General features: G+C 40.2%; 12 protein-coding genes. 7 read left to right on the top strand and 5 right to left on the bottom strand.

Annotated features, from left to right (window positions below; translation table 11 throughout):
- The coding region (locus tag H5090_RS19910; protein WP_182696559.1) for a retention module-containing protein at nt 1-5,813 on the bottom strand (5,813 nt) is incomplete at its 3' end.
- A gap of 240 nt (nt 5,814-6,053) precedes the next feature.
- Here H5090_RS19910 and H5090_RS19905 point away from each other — a divergent pair.
- The 4 genes from H5090_RS19905 (at nt 6,054) to H5090_RS19890 (ending at nt 12,304) form a co-directional block, all read left to right on the top strand.
- A complete protein-coding gene (locus H5090_RS19905; protein ID WP_182693282.1) occupies nt 6,054-8,030 on the top strand; it encodes a TolC family outer membrane protein in 1,977 nt (658 codons plus the stop codon).
- Nucleotides 8,031-8,137: 107 nt separating this feature from the next.
- Nucleotides 8,138-10,276, top strand: a complete 2,139-nt coding sequence (locus H5090_RS19900) for a type I secretion system permease/ATPase (protein WP_182696558.1) — start codon at nt 8,138-8,140, stop codon at nt 10,274-10,276.
- Nucleotides 10,273-11,694: an HlyD family type I secretion periplasmic adaptor subunit gene (locus tag H5090_RS19895; RefSeq protein WP_138488692.1), complete on the top strand. Its 1,422-nt coding sequence runs from the start codon at nt 10,273-10,275 to the stop codon at nt 11,692-11,694. The genes H5090_RS19900 and H5090_RS19895 overlap by 4 nt, the downstream gene beginning before the upstream one ends.
- A gap of 22 nt (nt 11,695-11,716) precedes the next feature.
- On the top strand, nt 11,717-12,304 hold the full coding sequence (locus H5090_RS19890) for a response regulator transcription factor (RefSeq protein WP_182696557.1): 588 nt from the start codon (nt 11,717-11,719) through the stop codon (nt 12,302-12,304).
- A 22-nt stretch (nt 12,305-12,326) separates the two neighbouring features.
- On the opposite strand, the gene H5090_RS19885 is transcribed toward H5090_RS19890, so the two are convergent.
- From H5090_RS19885 to H5090_RS19875, 3 genes are all read right to left on the bottom strand, one after another.
- Nucleotides 12,327-14,282, bottom strand: a complete 1,956-nt coding sequence (locus tag H5090_RS19885; RefSeq protein ID WP_182696556.1) for a LapD/MoxY N-terminal periplasmic domain-containing protein — start codon at nt 14,280-14,282, stop codon at nt 12,327-12,329.
- Entirely contained in the window at nt 14,282-14,989 is a 708-nt protein-coding gene (locus H5090_RS19880) for a transglutaminase-like cysteine peptidase (RefSeq protein WP_182692702.1), read from the bottom strand. The genes H5090_RS19885 and H5090_RS19880 overlap by 1 nt, the downstream gene beginning before the upstream one ends.
- A 129-nt stretch (nt 14,990-15,118) precedes the next feature.
- On the bottom strand, nt 15,119-15,577 hold the full coding sequence (locus H5090_RS19875) for an LPP20 family lipoprotein (RefSeq protein ID WP_024593173.1): 459 nt from the start codon (nt 15,575-15,577) through the stop codon (nt 15,119-15,121).
- Nucleotides 15,578-15,717: 140 nt separating this feature from the next.
- On the opposite strand from H5090_RS19875, the gene H5090_RS19870 reads away from it, so the two are divergent.
- Nucleotides 15,718-16,911, top strand: a complete 1,194-nt coding sequence (locus tag H5090_RS19870) for a flagellar assembly protein FlgT (protein WP_182696555.1) — start codon at nt 15,718-15,720, stop codon at nt 16,909-16,911.
- On the opposite strand, the gene H5090_RS19865 is transcribed toward H5090_RS19870, so the two are convergent.
- Complete coding sequence (locus tag H5090_RS19865; RefSeq protein ID WP_024595781.1) at nt 16,895-17,797, bottom strand: LysR substrate-binding domain-containing protein; 903 nt, start codon at nt 17,795-17,797, stop codon at nt 16,895-16,897. The two genes, H5090_RS19870 and H5090_RS19865, sit on opposite strands and share 17 nt — an antisense overlap.
- A 113-nt stretch (nt 17,798-17,910) precedes the next feature.
- Here H5090_RS19865 and H5090_RS19860 point away from each other — a divergent pair, with 113 nt between their 5' ends.
- Together H5090_RS19860 and H5090_RS19855 are read left to right on the top strand one after the other, a co-directional pair.
- Nucleotides 17,911-18,639, top strand: coding sequence for a glutathione peroxidase (locus tag H5090_RS19860; protein WP_182692706.1), 729 nt, complete (start codon nt 17,911-17,913; stop codon nt 18,637-18,639).
- 81 nt (nt 18,640-18,720) lie between these two features.
- Nucleotides 18,721-20,141: dihydrolipoyl dehydrogenase (locus H5090_RS19855; protein WP_182696554.1), on the top strand; the 1,421-nt coding region annotated here is incomplete at its 3' end.

Below are 20,141 nucleotides of genomic sequence, written 5' to 3'. Positions count from 1 at the left end.
GCACCTGGAATCTCAATGTTCCAGTGGCCATCGCTGCCAACTAGGGTCTCAATGGTTTGCACAGCGCCTGCGCTGTCGGTGATGGTGAGTGTAACAGTGCCACCAATTTCATTACTGGTGCCCTGAAGCTCTGGTGTTAAGTCGCTGACATCGCCTACGTTTTGAATGGTGAGCGTTGGCGCTTGTGTGTCTAACGTAATTGTATCTGTAACTGTTGTCGTATTTCCTGCTTCGTCAGATACACTCACTTCGATGGTGTTATCACCTTCATTTAAATCTGTTTGTGGAGTTACTTCCCAGTTACCATTTGCATCTACTGTGGTGGTAAGTGTTTGTTCAACCCCGTTATCATCAGTAATAACAACCGTGATGCTGGTACCAACGTCTGCATCACTAGTGCCTGAAATGGTAGGTGTTGAGTCGTTAGTTACAGTATCAAAGTTTACGGTTAAGCTAGGCCCTGATGTATCTATGTTGCCTGTAGCCGTATCTGAAGCACTATTTCCAGCAGCATCAGATACTTCAGCTTCTACAGAATAATCGCCCGAGGCCAACTCTTGAGAAAGTTCAACACTCCAATTACCATCGGCATCTGTTGTTGTGCTTAATGTGCGAACAACCCCTTGAGAATCAGTAACCGTTAAATTTATAACTGTGCCTGCAACTACGTCAGTTGTGTTACCTGAAATAACCGGTGTTGTATCATTACTTGTTTCTAGTTCATTTACTTGTATGGTTGGAGGCGTAATATCAATTACAGCATCAAGCTCTGCATTTGCGCTTCCACCACCTATGTCTGTTACTGTCGCACTAATTAAAATGGTGCCTTCAGCCAAATCGGCTGGCGGAGTAACACTCCAGAGTCCGTTTTCATCAACAACCGTAGTTAAAGTAATTATTCCACCCGCTGAGTCAGTGATCTGAACTTCAACTTGAGAGCCAACTTGTGCATTAAAAGTATCACCATTTATTTGAGGTGTTTGATCGTTAGTTTCGCCAATAACATCAATGGTAATAGTCAATGCGCTTGTATCAATTGTGCCTGAAGCACTTGCTGTGCCTTCATTACCAGCGCTATCGCTAATACTTGCATCTACAGAGTAGGCCCCTTCAGCTAAAGCCGCAGGTACTTCTACTGTCCAACTTCCGTCTGCAATTACTTGTGCTGAAATTGTTTGTACTGCACCATTAGCATCGGTCACTGTTAAAGTTATGGTTGAACCAGCAGGCTCCCCGCTAACCGTGCCTGAAATGGTCGGTGTTGTATCACTCGTATCGCCTAGTGAATTAATAGTAACTATTGGCGCTGTGGTATCAACTTCTCCCGTTGTTGTGGCTGTGGTTTCATTACCTGCGTTATCGGTAACCGATACTTCAACAGTAAATTCACCTGCACTTAATTCGTTCGGTACATCAACACTAAAGGTGCCATCGGCTTGTACTTCTGTGGTAATAGTTTGTGGATTACCTGCTTCATCAGTAACTGTAATAGTAACAACCGTGCCCTCTGGCTCACCGGTTGCGGTGCCTGAAATAGTTGGGGTGGTGTCGTTAGTATCACCTAAGGGGTCAATAATAACTGTTGGCGCGGCAGTATCAACTTCGCCTGTTGTTGTTGCGGTAGTTTCATTACCTGCTGTATCGGTAACCGATACTTCAACCGTAAACTCACCCTCACTTAATTCATTTGGTACATCAACACTAAAAGTGCCATCGGCTTGTACTTCAGTGGTGATTATTTGTGGGTTACCAGCGTCATCAGTTACTGTAATAGTAACAACCGTGCCCTCCGGCTCACCCGTTGCGGTGCCTGAAATGGTTGGGGTGGTGTCGTTAGTATCACCTAATGGGTCAATAATAACTGTTGGCGCAGCAGTATCAACTTCGCCTGTTGTTGTTGCGGTAGTTTCATTACCTGCTGTATCGGTAACCGATACTTCAACAGTAAATTCACCTTCACTTAATTCATTTGGAACATCAACACTAAATGTGCCATCGGCTTGTACTTCTGTGGTTATGGTTTGTGGGTTACCTGCTTCATCCGTAACTATAATAGTAACAACCGTGCCTTCTGGTTCGCCCGTTGCGGTGCCTGAAATAGTTGGTGTTGTATCGTTGCTATCCGCCAGTGCATCAATCGTAATATTTGGTGCGGTATTATCGATAGTTCCCTGTGCAGAAGCTTCACTTTGGTTACCTGCTTCATCACTAACGATGGCATTAACACTAAAGTCACCTTCAACTAACTCATTAGTAGTATCGGCTGTCCAGCTACCATCAGCTAGCGTTTGTGTTGTAATTGTTTGTGTATTACCACCAGCATCTGTAACGATTAACGTAACAGTTGTTCCGGCTGGTACATTTTGTACAGAACCTGAAATTGTTGGAGTAGTATCGGCACTATCTGGGATTGTATTAATTGCTATAATTGGAGCTGATAAATCAATTGTTCCACTAACAGTATCGCTTGCTTCATTACCCGCAGCGTCTGTTACTGTTGCTGTAATTGTAAAATCGCCTTCAGCAACAGCTTGAGTTGCACCTACTTGCCAAGTTCCATCTTCTGACACAACCGCCGTCAATGTTTGTGACTCACCATTTGCATCAGTAACTAAAACACTAACAAGGCTACCCGGTGCTACATCACTCGTTGTTCCGCTAAATGTAGGCGTTGTATCGTTTGAATCAGCAAAGTCATTTATTGCAACTAAAGGAGGGGTGGTATCAACTGAGCCTAATTGTGAATCTTGAGCTGCGTTACCCGCATTATCAGATACATTAGCTGTTACTGTAAAATCTCCCTCGCTTAAAGCAGTTGGAATCTCAATACTCCAAGTACCATCAGCACTTATAGTAGTCACTAACTGTTGCTCAGCCCCTAGACTATCGGTAATAATTAAAGTTACTTCACTGCCCGATGCTAATCCTTGGGTAGAGCCTGTAAGAGTAGGTGTTGTATCGTTTGTATCAGCAATATTGTTAATAGTTACACTTGGTGCGGTTAAATCGACCGTACCTGTAACAGTTGCCGTACTGCTATTGCCTGCAGTATCACTAACACTCGCTGTTACTGTGAAATCTCCTTCACTGAGATCTGCAATAATATCCGCTGTATATGTACCATCGGCATTTGTAATTGTTGTGAGTGTTTGTTCATTGCCTTCGCTGTCAGTTATTACTAAGGTAACTTCTGTTCCTGCTGGTACATCAATTACGTTGCCACTTACTGATGGGGTTACATCATTCGTATCCTCAATAGGATTAATCGTGATTGCAGGATCTGTTAAATCAATTTCTCCAGTTTCACTTGCAGAAGCTGTATTACCCGCAGCATCAGTTACAGTTGCAACCACACTAAACTGGCCTTCAACTAATTCATTACTTGCCTCAACTGACCAGCTTCCGTCAGCACCAGTAACTACTTGCACGGTTTCTGCTACGCCATCGCTTCCTGTAAATGTAACGGTTACTACCGCACCAGGATCTACGTCTTGGGTAGAGCCGCTAACTGTTGGTGTTGTATCGTTCGTATCAATAATAAAATTAATACTTACAGTTAAATCAACATTACCTACTGCACTTGCTTGCGCCTCATTGCCCGAGTCATCTATAACCGTTGCAACTACAGTAAAGTCGCCCTCAGGCAGAGGGGTTGTTACTTGTGCAGACCACGAACCATCTTCTTGCGTCACTGCTAGTAATGTAAATGTGCTGCCATCGCTTGCAGTAATAGTTAAAGTAATGGTTGTACCAGCAGGCACATTACCGGTGTTACCACTTAAAAATGGAGTGGTATCGTTAGTATTAGCAATTGCATCGATTTGAATTGAGATAGGAGCAAACGTTATTTCACCGTTTGTTTGAGCAGATGCCTCATTACCCGCAGCATCTGATACTGACGCAGTTGCGGTAAATTCACCACCAGGCAAGATTTCACTAGCATCAACACTCCATGTGCCATCTTCATTTAATAAAGTAGTTAAAGTTTGTACGTTACCGTTAATATCGGTTACTAATACTGTAATAACAGAGCCCGCAGGAGCGTCTTCCACCCTACCTACAAATGTTGGTGTAGTATCGTTAGTATCAGCAATTGCAGTAACGGTAATATCAGGGTTTGTTAAATCAACAACACCTTGGTTATTTGCTTGGGCTTGATTACCTGCAGCATCACTTACACTTGCATCAACCTCAAACTGCCCTTCAGCCAATGGCGTAGTTACGTCGATAGACCAATCCCCATCAGCGTTAGTTTGGGTTAATAATGTTTGAGTTTGACCATCAAAATCGGTAATAACCACACTAATAATAGAGCCTGCAGGTACATCTTGCGCGTTACCTGTAATCGTTGGCGTGGTGTCTTGAGTGTCGTTAATATTATTAATTTGTACCGAAGGCGCCGTTAAATCAATTACTCCTGAATCACTTGCTAATGCTAAGTTTCCTACACTGTCGCTTACTTGTGCATCAACAGTAAAATCACCTTCAGGTAAAGGAGTCCCTACTTCTACACTCCAGCTTCCATCGGCTTGGGTAACTGCAGTTAATGTTTGTATTTGTCCTGCACTATCTGTAACAGTAATTGTTACTTGAGTGCCCTCAGGAACACCATTTGTTGTTCCAACAAGTGGTGGTGTTGAGTTATTTGTTTCATCAGTTACATTTACGGTGATTACCGGAGCAGTTAAATCTATATTCGCTAAAGCTTGGTCTATAGCTTGATTTCCAGCGGCATCAATCGCCACTGCACTTACATTAAACTCTCCTTCAGATAAAGGTGAGGTAGTAGTAATAACCCAATTTCCTAGCGCATCTACTTGAGTAACTATTGTTTGTACCGTACCTGCACTATCCGTTAACGTGACTGATACATTATCCCCAGTATTCAAACCAGATACTGTCCCTGTCACTGTCACTGTTTGCGAAGCAGAATCGGCAACAGGATCAATAGCAATAAGTGGAGGTGTTGTATCAACCTCAATTGAAATAGTGTCGTTTATAGGATTACCAACAGGATCCGTCGCTTCAACAACAACCGTTACAGGGCCATCAGCAATTGGTGTTGGTAGGGTTATTTCAAAGGTACCATCAGGGCCAATTACAACACTAACTACTTGAGAGTTTCCATCAACATCAGTTACCGTTACATTAACCGTTTCGCCGATTAAGTTTTCGCTCGTACCGGTGATTGTGGGTTGTGATGAGTTAGTAATACCTAGCTCATTAAGTGAAATAGATGCAGTAGTTGAATCAGGCACAATACCGTCAGAGGTATCTCTTAAATTAAGAGCTTCAGTAGCGCCTTGCTCAAAAGATGAATCAAAAGTAACACTACTAGGATCAACACTTTCAGAAATTCGGGTTAGCTGTACAAACGAACTGCCTCCATCTGCACCCGCAGCGTTCCCCCCACCAGCGGCTGTTGCCTCTAAATTATCTAGAATGTCCCCATCACCTTCTAACGCATCTAAAAAATCTGTTACATCAGAATTAGCCGCTGTTGATGGGTCTTGCTCTGCCCCTAAATCTAAGCTTGCAATTGCTTCATCTAAACTTTCATCAAAAACAGTTGTTTCGCTAGAATCTCTGGCTTCTTTCGCTAATAAGTCTGGTGTTATTTTTACCTTTTGATTTGCGGGTATAGATAAGGTTTCACCTTGCACATCAATTTGTAAAGACGATTTAATAGCAGTAACAACTAAATCACCCACGGTGATAATGTCACCAACATTTAATGCTCTTATTGACCCATCATCCAGCACCACACCTGCCGAACCTTGAATATCAATAACTACCAGTTGATTTGCTTCCATTTTGGTACCCTCAAACTTTTTAAAATAACAATCTAATAAGTTAAAGGTAGGACAAAAAAGCCACATAGATACTGTACTCAAGTACAGGTTTAAAAGAAAAATTCAAAAAATAAAAAATCAACAAGAAAGTGGTAGAAAATTTTTTTTATGCTAACCAAAACGATTACTTGCAAAAATAGTATTCCTTTACTAAATACTTAAGGGAGTATTTACGGTCTTAACAGGATCTAAGAGGAAGAAATGATTACAAAAAACACTTTTAAGAAACATCAAGAGACTATGTTAATCGGACTAACGATTACAGCCGCAACTCTACTAAACTATGTGCATGCAAATGAACAATCAGCAATGCCACTTACCTATGTCTCAAGTAAAGCGATTGAAAACAATCCTGAAGTACAAGAAGCATGGCATGCTTTTAAATCTTCGATTTATGGAGTAGATGCTGCCCGCTCAGGTTATTTACCAAGTGTTGATGTATCAGCAAGCGCGGGCTATGAAAGAAGAAATTACGGTGTTGAAGAAGAATATAACCGTAATACAGCCGAGTTAAGTGTTACTCAAATGCTTTACGACGGTTTTAGGACCTCGAATACGGTTGATCGCTTTAAACGCATTCAACTCATTAGGTACTTTGAGCTTATTTCTCAAACAGAACAAACAGCACTTGAAGCCTCAATAGCCCTGCTCGACGTACAAAAATTCAAAGAGTTAGTACAACTTGCAGAAGCAAATTTACAAGAGCACGAGTCTGTATATCAACAAATAGAACAAAGTGTAGGAGCTGGTGTAGCGCGAGCTGCCGACCTAGAACAAATTAGTGGGCGCTTATCTTTAGCACAATCTAACGTATTAACGGAGTACTCAAATTTACATGATGTAAGCGCTCGCTACTTAAGGGTTGTAGGAGAGCTTCCTATGAACGATATAAAGCAAGCTGACCTTGATGAAAAAAATATACCAATTTCAGTTAATCAAGCGCTAGACGTCGCTTACAAAAATAGCCCTTCATTTTACGCCTCTTTGTATAATATTGAAGCACAAAAAGCGAACGCAAAAGCACAAAAAGCAGCGTTTCATCCTAACGTAGATTTATCTGCCCGCTACGGTAGCCAAGATAGAGATGAACTTGGTCAAAATGAAACCAGAACAGAAGCGCGAGTCGGCATCGATATTAGCTATAATTTATATAATGGTGGTCTTGATAATGCCAATTTAGAACAAGCCTATCAGGATATAAACATCGCAAAATATCAACGCGATCAGTCTTGTATTGATATTCGTCAGAGTCTGCAAATTGCTTATTACAACGTCACTATATTAGAGCAAAAGTTACCGGCGCTTGATCAACACCGCGAATCATCAACTAAAGTTAAAATTGCATATAAGGATCAATTCGATATAGGCCAACGAACTCTACTAGACGTACTTGATGCCGAAAACGAGTCATTTCAATCAACACGTTCATACATAGTGGCGCTTTACGACCGTCAATCAGCTATTTTAACTATGCTAAAAGAAATGGGGAAATTACTGCCAGCACTTAACGTGATGTCAGATAAATACCCTACATTAAAAGAGCTAACTGACGACCCTATTGTTCATAACGCACAAAATATCTGTCCGAGTTACGATGTAGCAACCACTTTTAGCCGCAAGGCATTTCTTCAAAAAAAAGCTAAGCAAGATAATGCATACATGAGTGTAACGGCTATGCCAAGGTACTTAGATATACCGCTGGAAACCGACACGACAGCAAGCAGCTTTACCGATGATGATGGTGACGGCGTACCAAATGAGCAAGACACTTGCCCAAGCACACCTTTGAGTACAAATGTAGATTTATCTGGTTGCACAATTTATAGCGCATCAACCTCGAATATAGAAATTGGTATTCCTTTTTCTGCTGACTCAAGCGATGTAAGGTCTCAATATATTCAAGAAATTAGTCGGCTTGCAGATTTTTTAAAAGAGAACCCAACTAAACAGGTTGAAATACAAGGTCATGCCTCTTTAGATGGAGACCGTAAATATAACCGTAAACTATCAGAAAAACGTGCGTTTGCCGTAGCTGAAATTCTGATTAAGCAATTCGATGTAGAACCTAAACGTGTTAAATCGTTCGGGTATGGCATCGATCAACCACGTGTAAACGAAATATCAGTAAGAGCAAATGCTGCGAATCGACGTATCGAAGCTGTAATTACTGATACCTAAGACAATTAACGTTATGTAAATAACCTAAACTCGGCATGAAATATTTAAGTCGAGTTTAGGTTTACTAGTAACAATCCTATGCAGTTCTACATAACATTGGATGGTGTATGGAATTAAACGATGTACTTGATCATGGTGGCATCCTCGTTGACTGCCTAGCAGTTTTATGTCGTCATCATGGTAAAGAGTTTTCAAGAGAAGCACTATTAAATGGACTTCCTCTAACTGATGGAAATCTTACTCCATCAGGTTTTTCGCGCGCAGCAAAGCGCATTGGCTTTAAATCAAAAGTAGTTAATAAGCCACTACAAAAAATTAATACAGCACTGCTACCTGCCATCTTAATTTTAAAAGATAACCAAGCCTGTGTTATTAATTCTATTGATTACGATAAACAGTTGGTGAGTGTAATTTACCCAGAACTTACAGAATCAGTTATCGAACAAAGCATTGATGAGTTAGCTGCTAACAGTGTAGGTTTAGTTATTTATGCTCAACCAGAGTTTGCATTTGATGAGCGAACACCTGTACTTGAAAAACTATCAAAAGATGGATGGTTTTGGGGAGTAATTAAAGAATGCCGCTCACTTTATAAAGACGTAATTATTTCGGCTGTTGCTTTGGGCTTTTTGTCGGTTGCTATGCCTTTATTTGTAATGAACGTATATGACCGCGTAGTGCCCAACCACGCAACAGAAACCTTATGGGTACTTGCCATTGGCATTTTAATAGCACTCACTGCTGACTTTGTTTTGCGCTTAGTAAGAGGCTACTTTGTAGAGCTTGCTGCCAGTAGAATAGATGTCAAAGTATCGGCTGTAATAATGGAGCGGGTATTAGGTATGAAACTAAAAAACCGCCCATCGTCCGCAGGCTCCTTTGCTAGCAACATTCAATCATTTGAAGCTGTACGTAACTTTTTTAGCTCCATAACACTTGTCGCATTAGTAGACTTGCCATTCGTAGTTTTGTATTTAATTGTTATTGCCATTATTGGCGTACCTCTAAGTTTACCTATTATCGCGGGCGCACTTATATTATTAGCTTACGCTATAGCCGCACACCGCAAACTTGAGGCTCTTTCAGAACAAACAATGAAAGCAAGCTCAATGCGAAATGCAGTATTAGTCGAAAGCTTAACCAATATTGAAGATGTAAAGAGCTTTCACTCAGAGTGTAAAACACAGTCTGTATGGGAAAAGTCGACCATTTACATTGCACAAGTAAACGCACATAGCCGACTCGTTTCTAGCTCTATATCAAATACAGCATCATGGATACAGCAATGCGTAGGCGTAATAATAATGATAATAGGCGTACACCTCGTTATTGAAGGTGAGCTAACTCAAGGCGGGTTAATTGCAGCCTACCTATTATCGTCTCGTGCTATGGGCCCAATCGGGCAGTCGGCCGCTGTTTTAGCACAATATCATCATGCCGCAATAGCAATGCAATCACTGAACGAGATTATGGAAAAAGAGGTCGAGCGTCCACCTGGTAAGCATTGGTTAAGCCACCCTATTTTAAAGGGCGATATAGAATTTAAAGATGTATGTTTTAAATACTCTGACGAATCTCATAATGCGCTCAACGGCGTTAGTTTTAAAATTAAAGCCGGTGAAAAAGTCGCCATTTTAGGACGTAATGGCTCAGGTAAAAGTACATTAGAAAAGCTTATTTTAGGACTATACGAACCCTGTTCAGGATCAATTTTGATGGACAATAATGATATACATCAAATTGACCCAGCTGAGCTTCGTCATAATATTGGCTACCTACCACAAACCGTTGCCCTGTTTTATGGAACCTTGAAAGACAACCTCACCATGAGTGCTTGGCATGCCAAAGACGAGCAAATTATTGAAGCCTGTGAGCGAAGCCAATTATTTGATTTAATTAATTCGCACCCAGACGGATTTGATTTACAAGTAGGCGAGCAAGGTCGTCAATTATCAGGTGGCCAGCGCCAAGCTGTAGGTATGGCAAGAGCCATAATTAACGACCCTCCAATACTATTACTAGATGAGCCAACCTCATCGCTAGATCATAATAGTGAAAGTAAAATTATTAACAATTTAAAGGGTTATTCTAAAGATAAAACCTTAATCGTGGTGACTCACCGCTCATCATTACTTGAGCTTGTTGACCGAATTATAGTTTTAGATAACGGAAAAGTAGTTGCTGATGGACCAAAACAAAAAGTAATTGCAGCGTTAAATAATAAGACAGTGGAGCAAGCCTCATGAGTGACAATAAAAAACCACTTGAACAGCGCTCCTTTGAATCTGTTAGCAGAGCAATAGAAGCAAGAAAACAAGGCAAGCCATCAGTATTTAATAAACTATTTAAAGGATGGATTTCTCCGCCTAACAGCCAAGACTGGGTAGTAGATGCTCAGTGGGAAAAAATGCAACAGGAGCCAGCAAGCGCTAGGTTATTGCTCTATTTAATTTGTTTAACGTTTATATGCCTTATTGTGTGGTCTGGTTTTGCTAATTTAGATGAAGTTGCTCGTGGTGAGGGGCGTGTTATTCCCTCCAATAAATTACAACTTATTCAATCTTATGATGGTGGTATGGTCGAAAAAATAAATGTAAAAGAGGGGCAAATAGTAAATGAGGGTGATGTACTCATCAAAATAGACCCTACCCGCTTTATTTCTAGCTTTAGAGAAAACCAATCCAAAGTTGAGTCGTTAAGCGCAAAAGTAGCGAGACTCAGAGCACTCACTCAAAAAAAGGAGCTCGTATTTAGTGAGTCTGTTATTAAAAATGCGCCTAGAGTTGTGCAACATGAACGTTCTCTTTATTTGAGTAACAGCCAAGAATTAGAGCAACAAGTAAGTATTCACAAACGCCAACTAGAGCAGCGACACCAAGATTACATTGAAGCCAAAGCGGCACTTGAGCAGCATACGAGCGCGCTGCGCTTAACAAACAGAGAGCTCTCTGTTACTCGCCCATTGTTACGCACGGGCGCTATCTCAGATATAGATATTATTCGTTTAGAGCGCCAAATAGTTGATTTAAACGGCGAGATAAACAGAACCAAGGCAGTTATAAATAGGAGTCTTTCGGCCATTAACGAAGCTAAAAATAAGGTAACCGAAGTTGAGCTCGTTATGATTAACCGTTGGAACAATGAACTCTCCGAAGCGCTACTTAGACTAGATTCAATTAAAGAAACTGAATCTGGCTTGGCCGATAAAGTAACTCAAACTGAAATACGTTCTCCTGTTAAAGGCACTGTACAGCGATTATTAGTTAATACTGTTGGCGGTATTTTACAGCCCGGTAGCGATGTTATGGAAATTGTCCCGCTTGACGATCAACTTGTAGTAGAGGCAAAAATTCCGCCTAAAGACATTGCATTTTTACGCCCTGGGCAATCTGCGATGATAAAATTTAGTGCCTACGACTTTGCCGTATATGGAGGCCTTGAGGCAGAGGTTTTACATATTAGCGCCGATACCATTACAGATGACCGCGAGAATACCTTTTATTTGGTGCAACTAAAAACCACCAAAAATAACTTTTCAAAAGAGCTGACTATTATTCCAGGTATGACCACTCAAGTGGATATTATTACCGGTAAAAAAACCGTACTTGAGTATCTTTTAAAACCAGTTCTTAGAGCTACATCGCAAGCAATGACAGAGCGTTAAGCATTTAATAAATGGAGAAATAATGCGCCAAAGTATTTTTATTACACAGCCTGAATTTGAATCGAAGCACTGGCGAGCAGCGTTTCCTGGTTGTTTAATATGCACAAAAGAACCAAACAGAGTAACGGCATCAAGTATTATTTGGGTTTTAGCCGGTCCACCGAACTGGCTTGAGCTCGTTAAAAAATATTCGCAACAACGTTTACTCGTTATTGTTATGACCAACGAACTTGAAATAAATCAACTTAGGAGTGCGCTTGAAGCAGGAGCTAGAGGATACGTAGAAGCACTCGCCACCAAAGTAATTATTGAACAAGTACTTGAGACAATTTGTTCTGGCGGAATATGGTTACCAGGACAATTACTATCTAATTTAGTGGGAGCTTTATCAAATACACCATTTAAATATGCGAGGACGTGCGAGCTTGATTTACTCACCAAAAGAGAACGCCAAGTAGTTGATATTGTTGTAACTGGTGCTACTAATAAACAGGCTGCAGAGTCTTTAAATATTACAGAGCGTACGATTAAAGAGCATATGGGTTCTATATTTAATAAGCTAAAAGTACGCGACCGCATCCAATTAATGTTAGTTGTAAAAGGGCATTAACCGCACAGTTAATGCCTATTACTTACTCTTTAATAACCCCATCAAAACCTAAGTTAATAAGCGTATCTATATCATCTTGGCTTGTTACACCTTGAGCCACCACTTTAATGCCAATAGAATGCGCTAACGTACATACTCCTCGCAGGAATGTTTGGTTATCTTGGCTGTAACTAATATTGTGTCCGTAAACGCTATCAACCTTAATCATTTCAAGACCAAATTCCTGAATTTTTTCAATTTTAGTAAATTCAGGGCCCACACGTTTTAATGCTACCTTAGCGCCCATACACCTTACATCTTCACAAAAGCCTTTAAATATCTTAATTTCGCTGACGGCAATACTTTCTCGTATATCAAAGCAAATTTTAGAGGCTAAATCAGGAAATGCCGATAGATAGGTAAGAATTGAAGCAAGCGCAGCATCATCAAGTAATGTTTGGGCAGATAACTCAACCGAAATCAGCTCACTTGGTGGCTCAATACTATACTGAGCAACCAACGCCTTAATTAATCCCCAATCTAAACGCGCTAATAACTTTAAGCGATTAGCCCATTGGTAATAATAACTTGCCCGATATATTTGCCCGCCAAGCTCTAGGCTCAGTCCTAATTGATTTTGCATCAACTGCCCCGTAAAACTCGTTACTGGGTATGTGTTAATTTCTAGCGCTTTCTTATCTAGAGCTTCTTCTATTGCATTTTGCCAACTCGTTGCATCATCAAATAACTCGCTTTTTTGTTTATTGTCACTTACTTTTGCTTGAACACCTGGTTTATTATCGGCTGATTTTAAAAGTTCATCGGCTCGTTTTAATACATCAAACCGCGTGTCATTCTTTTGTATGTAAGTGCAACTATGCGGTATAGCTAATTCAATATTTTTATACTCTTCAATAAAAGATTCATGAAGCCTAACTACTTTTTTACTCAATAGTTCAATATCATCAGTATCACTAAACAGTACAGTAAAGTCATTATGTGATATTCGGGCTATGTAGTTTTCTGAAAAGTGTGCTTCATTTGATTCTAAAAACTCGATTAAAACCTGCGAAAAACGACGTAAGAAATTAACCATTTCTACACGGCTAATTTGTTCGCTCATTTTATCTAGGTTTACAACCCGAAATAAAAACAAGGCGCCATGGGCATGATCTTTCGATTTTTGTAAGTGGGCCTCAAGCGTTGCACCAAAGTATTCTCTATTTGCTAAACCAGTTAGCTCATCATGTTGTGATTTAAATCTAAGCTCTTCTAAACGTTTACTATCTTCTTTAATAATACGACTAAAACGGGTAGATAATTGGTTCATAGATTGCACTAAACGTGCAAACTCAAATGTACGAGGGACGCTCGATTTAATAAAACGTTTATCACCAAATGCATTAGCCTGATACACAACATCATCTAGCGGTTTTAATATCCTACTTAAAAAGTAAGCACTAACTATACAAGCAAAAAAAGCGACAATTAAAAAACTAAAAAATAGTTTAAGCGCACTTTCCCATAAGGCTTGCTCAGCATATTGACTATGGCTTTCTATAAACAAAGTTCCAAATTGCTGCCAACCATTATTTACTTGCCCAACTCCTGGTTGAACATTTAATCCATACATTGCCCTAAACCACTTAGGAGCCGTCGCTTTAAGCTCATCGGTAAATGTGCGTTTAACAATCACCTCACCATTCGGGTTTTGTAGCTCTATTCGCTTATAGTGACCGGTATCAAATGTGGCTGAAACTAATAATTCAAGCTCAACGGGGTCTTTGTCTAATTGACTGATCATCAACGCAAGTGAGCTGGCGTTATCTACATTTTTTAAGTACAGCTGGGTCGAAAAATAACTTTTAGCCGAATTAGTACTAATTAAAACACTACTTATAAAGCCCACAAAAATAACAATTAATAATGCAATCCATAGCTCTTGCCTGAGTGTTATTTTTCGTTTTTTAAGATACTTAGATAAGGAAAATGATGCCATTACCACATAACTCCTTCTTGGGTTGTCTGCTCCAAAATTTTACGCCAGCGTGAAAGTCTTGCTGTTGGGCTGGCTACACTTTTGGTTGAATTATTAGCCCATAAACCTTGGCTGTTAAAGCTAAAAACAGGGCTTAAATCTACACGTTTTGCAGCAGGTAAAACCTTTGTTATTAAACTGTCTAAAATAAGTGGCTGAGCGTTTGGTGTAGCAAAATAACCTAACACCATATGCGCTTGTGTTTTGTTAGTGCCCGCAATTTTTGCTTTTACATAAATAAGGCGTAACTTGTCGTCGCTCACACCTAACGCTCTTAAGCTGATATATTTTGCTATTGCGTAATCTTCACAATCACCGAGGCCTCTGCCTAATGTTTCTAAAGGGGTTGCCCAATAATCGTTTTGTTTCCAAAGCAAAATATCTGTTTGGTAGCGTAAATTACGCGCAAAAAAATCATTAACAATAAGAATTTGTTGTTGCTCTGGCTTGTTTTGAGTTTGCACCAACATGCTTTGCCAGTTGCGTGCAACCGCCGCTCGCGCAGGCCCGTACTTTTGACCCATGAGCTCTATAAAGGTATTAAATTGAATAGTTAGTCGGCTTGCAAGCACACCACTGGAGAGTACAAAAAACAGCAATAGGTAGCGCAAATTGGCTTTGCACCATATAAATAATTGAGGATTTAAATGACTTGGCTTAATCGCCATTTACAGAGCCACTGTTAATATAAGTGGCAATAAAATACATCTGTTGAGCACTACGCAATCTGCTTAAAATTAATCCTAACAACAGCATAGCACTCAATATAGGAGGATGAGATATTTTGAATAACTTTTTTAGTAGTACGTTACTTTTTTAACTTCGCGTGGTTTTACCTCACCTATGTATAAATCGTGCACACGCTTCATATTAAGCTCAAGCTCGGTCACGTAAGTGTCATCTACTGCGTAAGTTTTAATTATTTGTGCACCTTTAATAAGCCCCTGCACTTTACTTTCTAAGTAATCGTCTTGAGCAATTGAGCCTTCCACCGTTGTTCCTGCGGTAATTTTTTGCCCATATACTTGCTCAGTAAGCTCCCGGTAAGCTTCAAGCTTAGAAGCCTTAATGGCCATAAGTTGCTTTTGCGAAAGGTTAGCGCCTTTTTGCAAGCTAATAGGTGCATACCCTATCGCTTTTAAAACGGGGTAATTATTTGGCTCTACATATTTATATTCAACATGCTTATCAAAAACGCTGCTACAACCACCTAAGGTTAAACACCCAAGTGTAATAAGTAATGAAATTGCTCGCATAGCATTTAGCCCTTGTATAGTAATTAGCAGTACATATGCACGTTTAATGCCATTTATGGCATTACTAATAATTACCAAAAAACATTGGTACAGTCCTTGCTCTACCTAGTTAATAGCTAACGTTTAATTGGAGTAAAAGTATGAAGTCGTTTTTATCATTGGCATTTGCAGGATTAAGTGCAACGGCATTATTAACGTTCTCCCCTTTTACTAAAGCACAGTGGTATGAATCAACGGGTCACGCGAACGTCCAAAATGGTGATACAAGCGCGGCTAAATCTGCCGCTATAAAAGATGCGATTACACAGGCATTAGTATTCTCTGGCGCACGGGTTAGCTCTGTGCAAACGTTGGTAGATGGCGTGTTGATGCAAGATCAGCTAAAAATTAGCAGCCACGGAGAAATTCAAAAAATTGAACTGGTCAGCGAAAATAAATACGACAATAAATTTGCCGTTACATTACGGCTCGATATTTTTTCTCAAACAGAGCAATGCCCACAAAATAGTTTTAATAAGTTTGTGGCCGTTACACAAAGCCAACTTGTTCATCGTGAACACGCCAAAATGGGTCAAATATTTGACGTAAGCAAAGCGATTAGCAAAAATATTTTTACTTCCCTGCAAAAATCAAAAATGAGCGCAGTACCTATTGCTTACTATAATAATGCAATAAGCGTTGATAAGTACTTTTCGCAGCAGCACGACTATTCAAATGCCCAATTAGAAGAAATATCTTCGCGCAGTAACGCTCAATATGTACTGCTTAGCCAAATAACTAGCCTTTCAACTAGCGACAAACTCAATAACGATTATGCATTTTGGCAAGACGAGGCGTACGAGCGCAGTTACAACATTGAATTTGTATTATTTGATGGCACTACCTATGAGCAACTTTGGCAAAATAGTTACCATACTCAAGCAATTTGGCCATTTGAAAAAACAGCCATAGTTGACGTTAATAGTGATAGGTTTTGGCAATCGCCTTATGGGCAAAGCATAACCGATATCAACCAAGCAGTAAGTTATGACATTCAAGCAGCCATGGCGTGTTTGCCAACTCAAGGCAAAATAATGCACATGGAAAATAGCAAAATTGTTATTAATTTAGGTAAAGCTCATGGTTTGAAAAAAGGCCAGATGCTAAGCATTGCGCACCATAACTATTTAACCGACGCGGCAGGTAATGTTATGCCACACACCATCACCACGCTTAATAAAATTCGCGTTGAGCAGCTTTATCAGCAAACTGCAGTAGCTGTCAGTATTGATGACAAACCACTACCTGGCGTGCAAATTAACGATGTAGTAGAAATAATCAGCCAAGATCTTTAGTTAATTTAGCTTTTAAATTAGGGTGAGCCGATAACCACTTGCCCAATTGTTCTACACCCGATAAATGCGGATAATGCTTTCTGCATGCAAACACCACATTACGCTGCTGATTAGGGAATATAGGCAAGTAATCAATCCCTACACGGTCGGTACATGCCAGTTTTGGTACAAATGTAATACCGTCATCCATGGCCACTAACGCTAATAATGTTTCTAAACTATTACCTTTATACTGATTAGATATATCGACTCCCGCAGAAAAACAAAACTTTTGGGCTTGATCTTTAAAGCAATGACCATCACTTAACATTAGTAGGCTGCATCCTTGAAGGTCGTTCAACGCCACTTTTTTATGCTTAGAAAGCGCGTTATCTTGTGATACCGCCACTAAAAAATCTTCTTTGTATAAAGCAACCGTATGGTAATTAATAAGCTCTGGCACATCGGCTAAAATAGCAAAGTCGAGTTCGCCATTATTTAAAGCTTCTAAAATTGTTGCTGTTTGCATCTCAATAAACGAAAACTGACTATCAATAAATGCCGCTTTCATTGATGTTAATAACGCAGGCAACAAGTAAGGCGCAATGGTAGGAATAATACCAATAGTTAATTTACCTTGTAGAGGCTCATTAGAAGTAGCAGCAAGTTCTTTGAGTATTTGCGTTTGTTCTAAAATAATCTCTATTTGCGTCAACAAACGTTCACCTTTTGCTGTTAACGTAACTTGTTTAGTTGAGCGGTCAAATAAAGTAACGCCAAGCTCATGTTCGAGTTTTTTTACTTGGCCACTTAATGTAGGCTGACTTACAAAACATGCATTGGCAGCTTTGCGAAAGTGCTTGTATTGCGCTATTGCTTTTACATATTCAAAATCTTTTAAGTTCATATTCAGCTCCGCATGATAGTTTATAACTATCAGTTTAATACAAACAAACGATTGGAACTATATTTAATTGTTCGCCATAATGGCTATCAACAAATCAAGAGGAACAAAAAACTATGTTAAACAATATCGAAGGTCAAACAGTCCCAAGTGTTACATTTGCAACTCGTCAAAATAACGAATGGAAATCAGTAACAACAGATGAAATTTTTAAAGGTAAAACGGTTGTAGTGTTTTCACTACCTGGTGCATTCACACCAACATGTTCATCAACTCACTTACCACGTTACAACGAATTAGCAGGCGTACTTAAGCAAAACGGCGTTGACGAAATTGTATGTTTATCAGTAAACGATACCTTTGTAATGAACGCATGGGCTGAGCATCAAGAAGCGCAAAACATTACTTTATTACCAGACGGCAACGGCGAATTTACTGACGGCATGGGCATGTTAGTAGACAAAAACGATCTAGGCTTTGGTAAGCGCAGCTGGAGATACTCTATGCTTGTTAAAGATGGCGTGGTTGACAAAATGTTCATCGAACCAGATTTACCAGGTGACCCGTTTGAAGTATCAGACGCAGACACAATGCTTGATTACATCAACCCTAAGCAAGCTAAACCAGAACCTGTAAGCATTTTTACTAAACCTGGCTGTCCTTTTTGTAAAAAAGCAAAAGAGCTTCTTGCAGAAAAAGGCTTCGCATATGAAGAGATTGTTATGGGTGCAGGCGCATCACTAACAAGTCTAAAAGCTGTATCTGGTCGTGACACTGTTCCACAAATATTCATTGGTGGTAAGCACATCGGTGGTTCAGACGACTTAGAAAAATACTTTGCTTAATTAAGTAAAAAATAGCAGGGGCGTACGCGTCCCTCTATATCAATCTCATCGCTTAGATTGAAAATAATAAAGGATACCACTATGAAAGAATTGCAAACCGATGTTGTTGTTATAGGCGCTGGCACTGCTGGTTTAAGTGCTTATCGTAATGCTAAACAGTTCACACAAAATGTATTAATGATCGAATCAGGCCCATACGGCACCACATGTGCACGTGTTGGTTGTATGCCAAGCAAGTTATTGATTGCAGCCGCCGAAGCCGCACACGCAATTGAAATGGCACCTGCATTTGGTGTTCATAGCTCAAAGCCTGTCATTGATGGCAAAGCAGTTATGGCACGCGTTAAAAGTGAACGAGATCGTTTTGCAGGATTCGTAGTAGAAGCCGTAGATGAATTACCAGATGGTGATAAAATTCGTGGTTACGCTAAATTTTTAGACGCAAACCGCGTACAAATAGACGACCATACAATTATTACAGCAAAACGCTTTGTAATTGCCACCGGTTCACGCCCTTCATACCCAGGCGTATTTAATAACTTTGGTGACAAACTTATTATAAACGACGACGTATTTGATTGGGATGACCTACCAGAATCAGTCGCTGTATTTGGCCCTGGTGTAATAGGTCTTGAAATTGGCCAAGCACTTAGCCGACTAGGCGTAAATGTAAAACTATTTGGTGTAGGCGGCGCAATTGGCCCACTTACAGATCCAGTAGTAAAAGACTACGCAAATACTGTTTTTGCTGAAGAATTTTTTGTAGATACCGACTCAAACGTATCTGACATGATGCAAGTTGGCGACAAAGCACAGCTAACTTACACCGACAAACAAGGTGAAAAACACACCGAACAGTTTGACTACGTACTTGCAGCCACAGGCCGAGTACCTAACGTAGATAAACTAGGCCTTGAAAACACAGGCATTGAACTTGATGAACGCGGCGTACCGCACGCAGACACACATACAATGCAGTGTGGTGAGTCGAACATATTTATAGCAGGCGATGCAAGTAACATGCTCCCATTGTTACACGAAGCATCTGACCAAGGTGCTATTGCAGGTCAAAATGCAGGGCGCTTCCCAGATGTACGTATAGGTCTGCGCAGAGCAAAAATTGCAGCTGTATTTAGCGACCCACAAATAGCAATGGTAGGCGAAAGCTACAAGCAAATTACCGACCGATTAGGCCCATGCGGTTGTTTTGAAGTAGGCGAAGTAAGCTTTGAAAACCAAGGCCGTAGCCGAGTAATGCTTAAAAACAAAGGTCATATGCGTGTATATGCAGAGCAAGGCACAGGCTTATTTTTAGGTGCAGAATTTATTGGCCCACAAGCCGAACACATCGCTCACTTATTAGCTTGGGCTGTACAAAACAAAATGACCGTACCAGAAATGCTTGATATGCCATTTTACCACCCAGTAATTGAAGAAGGGTTACGCACCGCTCTTCGCGACTTAAACGCCAAACTTAAATTTGGCCCAGACATTGTAAATTC

Source organism: Pseudoalteromonas sp. SR43-5 (assembly GCF_014163835.1).
In the GTDB taxonomy this organism is placed as follows: Bacteria; Pseudomonadota; Gammaproteobacteria; order Enterobacterales; family Alteromonadaceae; genus Pseudoalteromonas; species Pseudoalteromonas distincta.
This window is presented reverse-complemented; position numbering and strand designations above follow the sequence as displayed.

Bases quoted from the DNA above. Each gene is read 5' to 3' on its own strand.
- H5090_RS19875 (WP_024593173.1), bottom strand. From the start codon at position 15,577: ATGCGAGCAATTTCATTACTTATTACACTTGGGTGTTTAACCTTAGGT.
- H5090_RS19885 (WP_182696556.1), bottom strand. From the start codon at position 14,282: ATGGCATCATTTTCCTTATCTAAGTATCTTAAAAAACGAAAAATAACA.
- H5090_RS19870 (WP_182696555.1), top strand. From the start codon at position 15,718: ATGAAGTCGTTTTTATCATTGGCATTTGCAGGATTAAGTGCAACGGCA.
- H5090_RS19905 (WP_182693282.1), top strand. From the start codon at position 6,054: ATGATTACAAAAAACACTTTTAAGAAACATCAAGAGACTATGTTAATC.
- H5090_RS19900 (WP_182696558.1), top strand. From the start codon at position 8,138: ATGGAATTAAACGATGTACTTGATCATGGTGGCATCCTCGTTGACTGC.
- H5090_RS19860 (WP_182692706.1), top strand. From the start codon at position 17,911: ATGTTAAACAATATCGAAGGTCAAACAGTCCCAAGTGTTACATTTGCA.
- H5090_RS19895 (WP_138488692.1), top strand. From the start codon at position 10,273: ATGAGTGACAATAAAAAACCACTTGAACAGCGCTCCTTTGAATCTGTT.
- H5090_RS19865 (WP_024595781.1), bottom strand. From the start codon at position 17,797: ATGAACTTAAAAGATTTTGAATATGTAAAAGCAATAGCGCAATACAAG.
- H5090_RS19880 (WP_182692702.1), bottom strand. From the start codon at position 14,989: ATGGCGATTAAGCCAAGTCATTTAAATCCTCAATTATTTATATGGTGC.
- H5090_RS19890 (WP_182696557.1), top strand. From the start codon at position 11,717: ATGCGCCAAAGTATTTTTATTACACAGCCTGAATTTGAATCGAAGCAC.